Origin of the sequence: Phormidium pseudopriestleyi FRX01 (genome assembly GCF_017313335.1) — a bacterium.
GTDB classification, from domain to species: domain Bacteria; phylum Cyanobacteriota; class Cyanobacteriia; order Cyanobacteriales; family Laspinemataceae; genus Laspinema; species Laspinema pseudopriestleyi.
In genome coordinates this window covers 1-11,692 of sequence record NZ_JAFLQW010000363.1, presented here as the reverse complement: position 1 = coordinate 11,692, position 11,692 = coordinate 1, and the positions used below count along the sequence as shown (strand labels likewise).

The following is an 11,692-nucleotide window of genomic DNA, read 5'->3' as shown; positions in this document are numbered from 1 at the left end:
ATTAAATCAACCGGACGCTCTAGCCAAATTTCCAGTTCTCGTTTCATCCGCACGAGTTCTAGCAATCCCCACCCCGCATTAGGCTGAAATTTTACCATCACATCAATATCACTCTCGGGTCGAAAATCCTCGCGCAAAACTGACCCAAACAAGTAAAACTCTTCAACTTTCCATCGCTGACAAAATTCAGCCATTTTTGCCGGAGGCAGTTCGATAGGGAGTTCTCGATTTAAAGGCAATTTCTGGATAGCCATATCCTCTCAAATTATCATACTCGATTGCCGATTTATTCTCGTAGACGTTCAGAAATTTGAATTAACAACCGCAAGGCTTCATTCACCGATTCCTGGTTGGGGAAAGCGCGCGCTACATCTGGATCTAGCAGGACCAAATTCGTTCCTTTTCGATAGCGCTCGACATATTTGCCCTGGACCCCTCCACTTAATTGAGAAAAGTCATATTCATCAGACAATTCATCGTTAGTCATGAGAGTCAATTAATCCGTTGATAGTCAAGGATAGATAATTTTATACCAAATCCTCCGTTCAAAAGTCGTTGTACTCTTTAGCCCGCGCAGGCGGGCTTTGTCCGTATAGCCCCACCATGCATGGGTGCGGGTTTTAATACCCCTTTTTCACCCCGTAAATGGCCTGTTTTTGTGCCGTTACTAATTCCTGAATTCCGGTTTCTGCCATATCTAAAATGCGATTGAGTTCGGTGCGATTAAAACTGCCAGCTTCAGCAGTTCCCTGCAATTCGATAATATCAAGCCGATCGCTCATCACTACATTAAAATCAATATCCGCCGCCACATCTTCCGGGTAATTGAGGTCCAAATAGGGTTCACCCTCAAATAACCCCACCGAAACAGCGGCGACTTGGCGACAAATTGGGGACTTTTCTAACTCTCCCGATCGCACCAGTTTCTCGATCGCCAAGGCTAGGGCTACAAATCCCCCAGTAATCGACGTGGTACGGGTTCCAGCATCCGCTTGGAGGACATCAGCATCAATCAGAATCGTCCGTTCTCCTAGTGCTTTTAAATCCAGTGCAGCGCGTAAACTACGTCCGATTAGGCGTTGAATCTCTTGAGTCCGTCCCGACAGTTTCATGAATTCTCGGGATTGCCGTTGCGGCGTGGCACCGGGAAGCATTCGATATTCTGCCGTTAACCAGCCACTGCCTTGATTCGCTAGGAATCGGGGGACTCCGGGTTCGATGGTGACGGTACAGAGGACCTGGGTATCGCCACAACGGGTCAAGACGGAACTATTTGCAAAGCGGGTAAAGTCTTTCTCAAACCGAATCGGACGCAGTTGTGCCGGTTTTCGGCCATCGGGACGCTGCCAAATCATGATGAGGGTTGCGTTTTGTTAGGGTTGACTGTTTTCCAAATTTCCTCTTGGATCTCTTCGGGAGGCCGATCGCCGTCAATGGTGAGGAGGCGATTGCCATAGTTGTAGTAGTCCAAGATGGGGATCGTGCGTTCTCGGAATAACTGGATCCGACGGCGCAGGAATTCTGGTTCATCATCGGGACGCCCTCTTTCTGGTCGAGTTTGCGATCGCTGGAGGGACCGGCGCATTAACTCTGAGTCGGATACATTCAGCCAAATTGCCCAATCTAGGGTCTGCTGCAAGGATTCCAGTAAAAAATCCAGTTCTTCCGCTTGGAAAGAAGTGCGAGGATAGCCATCGAGTAACCACCCATTTTCCGTATAGGGTTGGGTTAACTGTTCGCGCACAAACTTAATCATGATGGGGTCGGGGACCAGTTCCCCGCGTTCTGCATAAAGTTGCGCCTGCCTGCCTAATTCAGTTTGGGCGGCGATCGCCTTAAACAGGATTTCCCCGGTTGAAATGCAAGGAATATTCAGGCGACTGCATAGCTGACTCGCCTGGGTCCCCTTTCCTGCTCCTGGCCCTCCCAGAATTACCAATCTCACGACACAAAACTCCTCATATTGACCCAAAATAGACTCTACCACTGTTCCCCTTCCCAGGGAATAAATCTTAGTTTTTCCGTAATTTTGACCAAAGTTCCCGCGCCTCGGGCATTTCGCGGGATTTTGTACATTTAGTGTTTTTTCGTGGCATAATCTGGTTACACTACACTACATATTGACTTGATTGGATTGCCCGAATTCATTTCCTGGCAGTCCCTCGGTCTACCCTTTCAGTTTCGTCACCCCTCGGAAATATTGCCACAATGATTGCACAGCTTGAAAGTCCCACTCTCGATAACCCTTGTCGTCTACCCTACGCGGTGTACGGGTTGCTACAAGTTTTTACCAGCAGCCACCGCAACTTTTTTACCAGTGTGATGGCCCAGGCCCTGAGAATTTCGGGTCAGGGGACCCCGGTCCTGGTGGTCCAGTTTCTCAAGGGAGGAATTGGTCAGGGTCCAGAGGCCCCGGTTCAACTCGGACAAAACCTGGATTGGGTTCGTTGTGACCTGCCTCGCTGCATTGATACCCCAGAGTTAGATGAAATTGAGGCCGGTTCTCTGCGGAAATTATGGGACTATACCCAACAGGTGGTTTCTGAAGGGAAATATTCTTTGGTGGTTCTGGATGAGTTGAGTTTAGCCATTAGTTTTGGCTTGATTCCAGAATCGGAGGTGTTGGAATTTTTAGAAAACCGCCCGAGTCACGTTGATATTATTTTAACGGGACCGAATATGCCCGGACCGATTTTAGAGTTGGCAGACCAAATCACTGAAATTCGCCGCAGTCATCGTCCGTAGGACAGGCAAGAATTAAGAATTAATGGGGGTTAACTCTTAATTCTTAATTCTTTTAGACAAGGGATTGGGTGGCCACGGAGGTTGGGTTTATTAAAAAGGTAGCGGCTTTTTGGGCGATCGCCTCAGAAACATGAATTTGTTTGAGAGTGACTAACCCATCCTGAATAAAGGAATCTCGCACTAAAAGGCTGTTTCCACTGTTAAATTCGGTCTCGAAAAATACCTCATGAATTCCTGCCGAAATAATTAATTTTAAGCAAGATAAACAAGGTTCGAGGGTGACATAAATGCTGGACCCTTCGGTGGAAATTCCATGTTTAGCCGCTTGGGCGATCGCATTCGCTTCGGCATGAACCGCCCGAGAAGGCAAAGACTTACTTTCTGCACAGCTACTCAATCCAGGATAACAGTAGCCCTGGGCAGTACAATGGGCCGTACCTGATGGGGAACCATTGTAACCTGTTGCCACAACCTGCTTATTTTTAACAATCACTGCACCCACGGGAAAAGCAAGGCAAGTCGAACGCATCGCCGCCAATTTTGCCAACATAATAAAATATTCATCCCAGGTGGGTCTAAGTTCTTCCAGTTCCATTAATTTCTAGCTACCCAATCGTTTCTATTTATGGTAACAGTTTAGGGAAGAAAAGACTAATAATTAGGGTTAAAATAATCGGTTTATAGAGCTTTAGATGCGGCGGAAGATGAAGCAATAAACGGGTTATCATCAGGATGAGCTTGAAACCATAAGGCATCAGCACAAAAGTCAATTTCTCCCGGCCATTCAATGGATCGACCGTCTTTTGAGCGTTTGACTTGTGAAAAGAAGGCTGGATCGGATAATCGGGAAAAGACTCCTCCTTCCTCAATAATCGGGGCAAAATCAAGAACAATAACCGTTCCGTTCCTGTAGAGGAGGCGGAGGTGATAATTGGTTTCTGGGGTAACGGTTTGAATGATATAAGGCATAATAATTCAATTGTTAGGATGTATGGCATTAGGGAGTGCGAGCATCTTGCTCGCTTTTAGAAGCAGCGAGCAAGATGCTCGCACTACTGTTATTTATACCCCATTATTCTGGAAAATAACCTCTTGATTTTTACCCCAAAATTGATTAAAATCATCCAGTCCAGCTTGCCTGGTGGATTGCTAATTGAGATGATCCCCAGAAAATGCCTGAGTTAGAAGGTCACTAAACACCCAAGATGAAACTAAAAATTTATCCCTTACATCCGGATGCGATTATTCCAACTTATGCCCATGACAACGATTCAGCAATGGATTTATCGGCGAATGAAGAGGTGACGCTACATCCGGGAGAACGTTCGTTAATTGGAACGGGAATTGCGATTGAATTACCGCCTTTGACGGAAGCACAAATTAGGCCAAGAAGTGGGTTAGCTTATAAACAGGGGATTACGGTTTTGAATACTCCGGGAACCATTGATGAAGGGTATCGGGGAGAAATTAAGGTGATTTTAATCAATCATGGACAAGAAGAGTTTCAGGTAGTTAAGGGAATGAGAATTGCTCAAATGGCAATTACTCCAGTTTTAAGACCTGAAATTGAGGTGGCGACTACGGAAATCATGGCAACTGGAAGAGGTGCAAATGGGTTTGGGTCAACGGGGGTATAGAGAGAGGGGTTGTCTCTCTATACCGTCCGTAAGTTAGGGAGATAAACGACCTTTTTTGAGACGATATTTCTCATACCATTCTGCTATGGCGGGGACCCATTCTTGAAAATGCGGCCAAATCAAATCGCAGAGTTTTTGGCATTCGAGTTGGGCGTCAGGTTTGGCGCGAAGATCGAGTAAGTGCATGAGACTTCGCGCATTGAAGGAGACAACCCAGTGTTGGCGGACATCAAAGGGAATAATGCCTCGGGCGTGTTCTTCTGATGTCCCTTCTTTAATCAGAACCTGATAGCGTTTGGCTGCTTCGTTACACCAAGCTAAATCGCGATCGCGTTGTTGTTGGGTATATTCATAGCGTTTTCCCTGGCGATCGGTATAGTAGCCAACGGGACGTAAATAAAACACATCTTCAATGTCTCGAATGCCTTTTGCTGCATCAACAATCCGGTTACCCGTATAGCGATTCGAGTTATGAACTACCATTCCATTAGCGACGAAATTATGCCAAGGGCCTTCTACTTCTAAATCATAGGTCATCTGGCATCCCAAAAACTCAACATGAGTCACCTTCACCGGATGCGCCTGTAATAAATGGTTAGAATAATGCGACTTTTCCGAAATTTCCGAGGCAGCAAACCCTTGACAAATTTGCTGTTGTAGAGGCGATTCGCGAATCGCCCCTACAGATTTAGGGTTCATGCGTAAGTCCTGAGAGATCACTGCACAAGATTTAGTGAGTTCAAGGACCTGACCCTCTTGATCCGTGACTAAACCAACCGCTTGGACCATCCTCTGCCATCCTTCGGAGGTAAATAAGCGGTGATTGGTCGTGCAATCCAGGGTTTTTCCATCCTCTAAGGTGATGCGATAAACGGGTTGAATCCCTATTACAATGACCTGTTTAAGATCGCCTGTTTCAAATACTCCCGTGGTTTCGTTCAGAACGCTTAACCGCATTTTTGGTAGGCGGGTTTTACAATTCCGGCGATATTCTTCAGGAGGTTCCTCATTCCTACCTTTGATGGACTGTTGACCAATCGCCTTTTCTCCGTTAGCCCACAAATCGGAAAGTTCGGCAATTTTTATTTTACGCAAGGTACCGGAAGATTGAACAAAGGTCACCTCAGTGTTACCCGCTAAACACTGTACATCGAATGAAATTCCGACGCGATGGGTGCGAATTTGCTGCATGACGCTATGGGGAAAAAAGCCACAATTTAACACAATTCCTACGTGTTCAATCGGTCCATAATGGCCCCGTTCTCCGGCTAACAGACGCTTAACGATGAGTTCACCACATTTGGATTCGGAGGGCCAAGAATCGTGGTCGTCATAAACAAATCCCTCGCTATAGTCTTGGTGCATTGCTGCATAAATAACCTGCTGAGGATTTGGGGTTTTGGTAATTACTTCTACTCGAAATCGATCCATGATTTATCCCTAACTTCTGAATGGCTTCGCCTGGGGGAATCCCCCATTCCGTATTACTGTTGGGTTGCCCTTCCCGGGTTCTCGTTCGGATTTGCCAAATTTTTTATCCTATCATGGATTGCTGTCATCGGACACTTACAAATTTGCGATCGCCTCGGCAAATTTTTGGAAATTCTCCGGTTCCTGTTGGGATGCCAGGACGAGATAGTGCAGAGAAACGATCGCCAAGTCTGCCGATAAGCTACATTTGCGGCGATCGCTGACTCTCCAATCGTTATTGACGAAAATATCCTCTAATTCTTTATAAGCATCTCGAATCGCTTCAAAACAGCCTTGATAGGTGGATATCTGCTGCCATTGGTCGGAGGATTGATACCTTTGAGTTAACAGTTTAGAGGTGGGGTCGAATCCTTCATTATGCCAATAGGTTTGTAAGGTTTCTGCTGCTGAATCGGGTTGAATGAAGTCTTGAAACATTTCAGGATAATGTTCCGCAAGATAGGTTAAATATTTGGTGGAATAAACCGCTAAATCGGCAAAGGTATCCAGTACAGATTCATCCGCAGTGGGTTTGACATTTTCGGTGAACATGGTTTCGAGGCGGTCGTATTTGCGGGAAATTCCAGCAAATACGCCGAGGGCTTCTCCGTGTTTTTTCCAGCTATTTTTATAGACTAGGGTTTTCTTGTAGTGGAGTATGCTTAATAACTCGAATATGCTTGAGAAGGAGTAAAACTCGGTTATATTTTGGGTTTGCCAAAGATAATCGAAGTAGTCTTTTTCCTGGGTTTGTAAGGGAATTACTTCGCGGTTGTTCCAGAGGCGAGAAAAATACTCGATTACGGCAATTTTGAAGTCGTGGGTGGGTAAGTTGGCGATTAAGTCGGCAATTTGTTGGGGATTATCTCCCTGAAGATGGCGATTGTAAATGTACAAAACTTCTAAACTATTTCTGACTAACTCATCGGGGATATCCTTGAGTTCATCCAAGACTGTCAATGACCCTTGGCGCATTTTATGTTCTAACTCAACCCACTGGGATAAGGTTCTATCAATTTCGGCCAATGGGGTAGTAAATTGAGGGGGTGTAAATCCGAACTCATACAAGGTTTTGGGGGTGAGGGAGTCTAGGATATGTTGCGCTTGCTGAGAGTGGCGATCGCGCAGATGCAATTCGCTGATGAAGCAACAAAATTCACCCACTTGGGTCCCTGTCCAATAGGCGACTGCCTCCTGAATAATGCTCAATCCAAAGGGATTGACTCCGGAAGTTCCTGCCAAAATATCATTAGACTGAAGGCAAACATTCAGATGCAGTTCACCGTTTCTGATTAAAAATTGCATCCAATTCTGAGCAAAATTTCCGGGATGTTCTGTGTTTTTTAATTGAGGGTACGATAAGTTAATCACCGCATCGCAGCTACTCGAATCACTGTTTAAAAGTTGGACAACTTTTTGGATTTTGGGGTTGAGATGCCAGGGTTTTTCATGCAAATCATCCCTAAGACCTGGGAAGGGTTTCTCTGCAAAAAAGTCCAGGGATTGGGGTAAATAGTGATATAAGAATCTTAAGTCTTGACGACCGGCCATTTCCCAAAAGGTTGCGGCAATTTGAGCAAAGATATTAGAGTTGAGATGAGGAATGATATCAACTCGTTCGCGGGGAGAGGTGATTTTTACCCATCGCGATCGCCCGGATTTGAGTTTTACACCCCGCCAGACAATCGTTTCCTTGGATGCTAAGAGTGCTTTAAGTTCGGCATAGAACGCCTGAGTGGTATTTCTAAACATTTTTATAAACCTTTTTTCTTTGATGACTTCGGATAATTTTCGGTCAAGCGGAGATTAGAATAATCGAGATAACCCCACCCTATAAATGGACATTTAGGGAACTCCAAAAAATAAAATACCCAAAACCCACACCCGTTAACGGTGGGGCACTCGCGGAGCTCGCCTGCCTGCGCAGCGTCAGAGTCAGGTTTTTCACGGCAGAACTTGGATAATTTATTTTTTTGGACTCCCTTATTCTGGCTTGGGGGGTTCATGTTCGACTACAAACACATTGGCATAAAGATTAGCAATAATTTGTTTTCCCTGTTGAGTCAACTCCAGACAACTCAACCCATCCTTAATATATTGATGAACAACTCCCCAATAAAATTTAGGATAATTCTTTCTCAAGTCTCCCGGATTTCGATAGCCCACCTTTTGATTAAACCCCGTTTCTTCAAACTCATAAAATAACCCAGAAATCTTCTTGAGATAGCGAGGATCACTGAGTTGACCGATTAAATCTGCCGCCCGAACTAAACCGGGATAGTGAACCGTATCTTGGTGATCAGCCTCTGCCGGAACCGGAAAACGAGTCAGTTCAATATTGAGTTTAATTTCTTCAGAATTGATTAAAGTATGGCCGCCAAAGCGTTCTTCAATAAACAATTTACCGCGATCGACGTGATAGGGAGTCAAACTGGCGTCAGTGCAGCCCGGATCGAGCGCGACCATTCTACCATCGATGCCGGTGGCATACAATCCTTCACTATCGTCTAGGCAAACCCCCTTGACATAGCCAATATCATGACATAACAAAGAAATGGTGAAATGCAGCCAATCTTCACAAGAAACCCCGCCTTCGCGGATATGTTTACCTCGGAGAATTTCCTGCCCGACGAGGGTAACCAAGATGGTATGCTCGACATTATGATAGAGAGCGTCACTGTTGGCAATATTCTCTAAAGCCATGCCTCCGGCCCAGGCAATAATATCGGCATAGTCGGGCTTAAGTCCGCCATACATTCGGGAATAGCCTTCGCGGAGTTTTTTAACAAAATCGGAAATTAATATCTGTGTGATGCTGTACATATCCCTTGGTTTCGCTATCAAGGCAGGCTATAGGGTAGGAGTGGGAAAAGTTTCGCCCGGGTCCCGTTAGTTCGATCGCCCTTGGTGTTCTGTGGACCTTGTGTGTTGCTGTTAGGGTTTACTCCACTCTACAGGGTCAGGGGGAGTTGGGACGACCACCCAACTCGTGACTCTAGTGAAATGTCAATCTCCCTTGTCTTTACCCATAATATTAATGTTAATTGTCCCTCCAGACCACTGGTTTGTTTGAGCTGGAAGGGGCCTTACCCTGGATTTACAAAGGAGAGATCGCCATCAAGCGGATGTATTTTATTATCGTTGGTGCGGGGCCGTCCGGCTCTAGTTTAGCGGAATTAGCCCTGAATGACGGTCACAAGGTAGCCATCATCGAGGCATCGGAGGAACGCGCCCGCAAGATAGTGGAAAAATATGATGTGGAAGTCTTTCATGGAGATATTGCGATCGGGGGGATATTGGAGGAAGCTCAAGCCGACAAAGCCGATGTGTTGGTTGCCACCACCGGCGATGATTCGGTGAACCTGATGACAATGTTTCTGGGGAAAGACTGCGGAATTAAGATCCTGATTAGTCGGGTTAACCAATCGTGCCATCAAGGACTGTTTGAAAAACTGGGGGTGCAGGCGTTGGTCAACCCCGAGGTGATTATCGCCCAACATCTCTATAGCATGGTTAAGGAACCATAACATGAGAGATGGATTAAGGTGCGGGCATATACGAAGACAATTCTGCGGGATGTGGGTTTAATGCTGCATATCCCCGGAGGGATGGCATTGGTCTCCATCTGGGTTTGTGTTGCATTTCAGGAGTTTTATGCGATCTCCGCTTTTTTGTTGACCAGCATTGTGTCTTTTGGCATCGGTCAACTCCTTTATCGCAGCGTTCAGCAGTATAGCGAACAAGCGCACCTGCGTCATGCCATGATTACAGTGGCCCTGAGTTGGGCCTTAATTCCCTTGGTGGGTGCGATTCCGTTTGTGGCAGTTGCCTCCCATTTGGCCTTACTCTCAGATGTCTCCGATACCCTGGTCCGGTTTCAAAATCCCTGGAATGCTATTTTTGAAGCCTTTTCCGGCTTTACCAGTACCGGATTGACGATGGCCCTCAACTCCCGGGAACTGCCTTACTCGTTGCAATGGTGGCGTTCCTTTATGCAATGGATTGGGGGAGTCGGAACGATCGTCTTGATGCTGTGCGTGCTCGACCCCACCATAGAACCGTTTAAACTCTACAACGCTGAAGGACGCAGTAAGCGAATTGCCTTGACCGTCACCGGAACTGTGCGTCGAATTTGGAAAATTTATCTGATCTACACCGGGGTTTGCATTGGGGGATTGGGGGTACTGGGAATGCCTTGGTGGGAAGCGCTCAATCATGGATTGACGGTCATTTCCACTGGGGGTTTTGATGTGACGGGGGAGAATATTAGCGCTTATTCTCCAGTGATTCAACTGGCGATTGTGCCGATGATGATTGCCGGGGCGATCGGCTTTGCGATTCACGATCGCCTGCTGCGCGATCGGCATTTCTCTGTATTGTGGAACCGGGAAGAATATCGCGCCCTCTGGCTACTTTTAGGGGTAGGCGTACTCGTCTTGTTGTTAGAAAACTATTGGTTTCACGGGTCCCTACTTTGGATTGACAGTGCATTTCAATGGGTCTCTGCCTTGACCACTTGTGGCTTTAACACCGCTGATGTGGAAACCTGGAGTAACAGTGCCAAAGTGTTATTAACTGTAGCAATGGTGATCGGAGGTGCTGCTGGGTCCACAGTGGGCGGACTGAAAATCAAGCGGGTCCTGACCCTTTATAAAGGAGTAGTGTGGCACTTTCGCCGGATTTCTCTGCGACCCCATCAACTCATGCGCTATCAGTTAGATGGTAAATCCTTTGGGCAAGCGCAAGCCTATCGACAGATTGAAAAAGCGGCAATTTTGGCGGTACTCTGGATGAGCTGGTTGGGCGTTGGGGTGATCGTTTTAAACCATCTGGTTCCGGAGGGATACCAATTAAGCGATACGATTTTTGAAGCCGCTTCCGCACTCAGTGGGGTGGGTTTATCTACGGGAATCTCCCATCCCGATTTGCAATGGGGTGGGAAGCTGGTGTTAATTTTGTTGATGTGGATGGGGCGACTGGAGATTATCCCGGTGATGTTGCTCTTAGGCTCCCTTATTTCGGGGATTAAGGCCAGCCTTTTGAGGTTTTAGTGTGAAAAAATCAAAGGGGGAAACATCGAAGCTGAGGCGGTTTTAGGGTCGTTCTATGGGTTGGGAGAGGGAGACTTGCGCCTGGGCGATCGCCTCGTCAGAAAATCCCAGTTCATGCAACAAATGCCGCGCCTGGAGTGGGGTGAGAGGGGAGATTTCCTGGAACTGGGCTACCGCACTTAGCCACTGCTGAAATTCCATCAGACTGACGGGTTTGGAGGCGATCGCCTTCGGTCCTCCTGAACCCTGGGTCAAATCCGCCGGTTGAGTTTTCAGCAGGGCAATCAACTCCCGCACCTGTGCCAGTTGTTCCGGGGTTAACCCCTCTAACTCCAGCCGGTCCCCTTCTCCTCCAGAGACTTCTGGATTTCCCTGTCCCGTCAGGCTTTTCCCCTTGGGGTGGCGAGTGGCAATTCCCGCAAGAAAGGCCCCCAAAATCGTCCCAGTCCACAATCCAGCGGTACCACCTTTGAACATCGCGGGGCTCTGTTGCACTCGGCACAAGGTATTTAACCAAACATAATCACTCGTATTGCACTGTTGGGTATGGGCCAGCCACCGCATTTGCCCCCCCCAAAATGAACCCAAGGCACCGGATAATAGGGCGACTGCGGTGCAGACCAACATCCGTTTTTTTGATTTGTTCATAATTATAGAGCGGGAGAGTTCGAGAGGGGAGCAAAACCCACGTCTTTTAAGCGTGGGATGTAGCGAACCCTTTCGCGCCCATGTTAATGGGCAGAGTCTTGTTCTGTGGGGTTAGGCAGTTGGTCTATCCAATCTTCGATT

General features: G+C 47.0%; 14 protein-coding genes. 4 read left to right on the top strand and 10 right to left on the bottom strand.

Annotated features, from left to right (window positions below):
• The 4 genes from J0895_RS13680 to J0895_RS13665 form a co-directional block, all read right to left on the bottom strand.
• Positions 1–254 (bottom strand): nucleotidyltransferase family protein (locus J0895_RS13680; RefSeq protein WP_207088637.1); only part of this gene is annotated, 254 nt, incomplete at its 3' end.
• A 32-nt stretch (positions 255–286) separates the two neighbouring features.
• Positions 287–487 carry a hypothetical protein gene (locus J0895_RS13675; RefSeq protein ID WP_207088636.1) on the bottom strand — a complete coding sequence of 67 codons (201 nt, stop codon included), beginning with the start codon at positions 485–487 and terminating at the stop codon, positions 287–289.
• A 133-nt stretch (positions 488–620) separates the two neighbouring features.
• Positions 621–1,355, bottom strand: a complete 735-nt coding sequence (gene rph, locus J0895_RS13670) for a ribonuclease PH (protein WP_207088635.1) — start codon at positions 1,353–1,355, stop codon at positions 621–623.
• Positions 1,352–1,987, bottom strand: coding sequence for an adenylate kinase (locus J0895_RS13665; protein WP_340643513.1), 636 nt, complete (start codon positions 1,985–1,987; stop codon positions 1,352–1,354). The genes rph and J0895_RS13665 overlap by 4 nt, the downstream gene beginning before the upstream one ends.
• A gap of 221 nt (positions 1,988–2,208) precedes the next feature.
• Here J0895_RS13665 and J0895_RS13660 point away from each other — a divergent pair, with 221 nt between their 5' ends.
• A complete protein-coding gene (locus J0895_RS13660; RefSeq protein ID WP_207088634.1) occupies positions 2,209–2,745 on the top strand; it encodes a P-loop NTPase family protein in 537 nt (178 codons plus the stop codon).
• Between the two features lie 52 nt (positions 2,746–2,797).
• On the opposite strand, the gene J0895_RS13655 is transcribed toward J0895_RS13660, so the two are convergent.
• Both J0895_RS13655 and J0895_RS13650 read right to left on the bottom strand, forming a co-directional pair.
• Positions 2,798–3,340: a deoxycytidylate deaminase gene (locus tag J0895_RS13655; RefSeq protein WP_207088633.1), complete on the bottom strand. Its 543-nt coding sequence runs from the start codon at positions 3,338–3,340 to the stop codon at positions 2,798–2,800.
• Between the two features lie 83 nt (positions 3,341–3,423).
• Positions 3,424–3,714: a DUF2442 domain-containing protein gene (locus J0895_RS13650; protein WP_207088632.1), complete on the bottom strand. Its 291-nt coding sequence runs from the start codon at positions 3,712–3,714 to the stop codon at positions 3,424–3,426.
• A 236-nt stretch (positions 3,715–3,950) separates the two neighbouring features.
• On the opposite strand from J0895_RS13650, the gene dut reads away from it, so the two are divergent.
• Positions 3,951–4,382, top strand: coding sequence for a dUTP diphosphatase (gene dut, locus J0895_RS13645; RefSeq protein ID WP_207088631.1), 432 nt, complete (start codon positions 3,951–3,953; stop codon positions 4,380–4,382).
• Positions 4,383–4,415: 33 nt separating this feature from the next.
• Here the strand turns inward: dut and thyX are convergent, their stop codons facing one another.
• From thyX to J0895_RS13630, 3 genes are all read right to left on the bottom strand, one after another.
• On the bottom strand, positions 4,416–5,813 hold the full coding sequence (gene thyX, locus J0895_RS13640) for an FAD-dependent thymidylate synthase (protein WP_207088630.1): 1,398 nt from the start codon (positions 5,811–5,813) through the stop codon (positions 4,416–4,418).
• 135 nt (positions 5,814–5,948) lie between these two features.
• Complete coding sequence (locus J0895_RS13635; protein WP_207088629.1) at positions 5,949–7,604, bottom strand: thymidylate synthase; 1,656 nt, start codon at positions 7,602–7,604, stop codon at positions 5,949–5,951.
• Between the two features lie 231 nt (positions 7,605–7,835).
• Positions 7,836–8,675, bottom strand: a complete 840-nt coding sequence (locus tag J0895_RS13630) for an Npun_R2479 family HD domain-containing metalloprotein (protein ID WP_207088628.1) — start codon at positions 8,673–8,675, stop codon at positions 7,836–7,838.
• Between the two features lie 242 nt (positions 8,676–8,917).
• On the opposite strand from J0895_RS13630, the gene J0895_RS13625 reads away from it, so the two are divergent.
• Positions 8,918–9,379, top strand: a complete 462-nt coding sequence (locus J0895_RS13625; RefSeq protein WP_242541285.1) for a potassium channel family protein — start codon at positions 8,918–8,920, stop codon at positions 9,377–9,379.
• 18 nt (positions 9,380–9,397) lie between these two features.
• Complete coding sequence (locus J0895_RS13620) at positions 9,398–10,903, top strand: TrkH family potassium uptake protein (RefSeq protein ID WP_340643512.1); 1,506 nt, start codon at positions 9,398–9,400, stop codon at positions 10,901–10,903.
• 42 nt (positions 10,904–10,945) lie between these two features.
• On the opposite strand, the gene J0895_RS13615 is transcribed toward J0895_RS13620, so the two are convergent.
• Positions 10,946–11,551, bottom strand: coding sequence for a hypothetical protein (locus tag J0895_RS13615; RefSeq protein ID WP_207088626.1), 606 nt, complete (start codon positions 11,549–11,551; stop codon positions 10,946–10,948).
• Between the last annotated feature and the right edge of the window lie 141 nt (positions 11,552–11,692).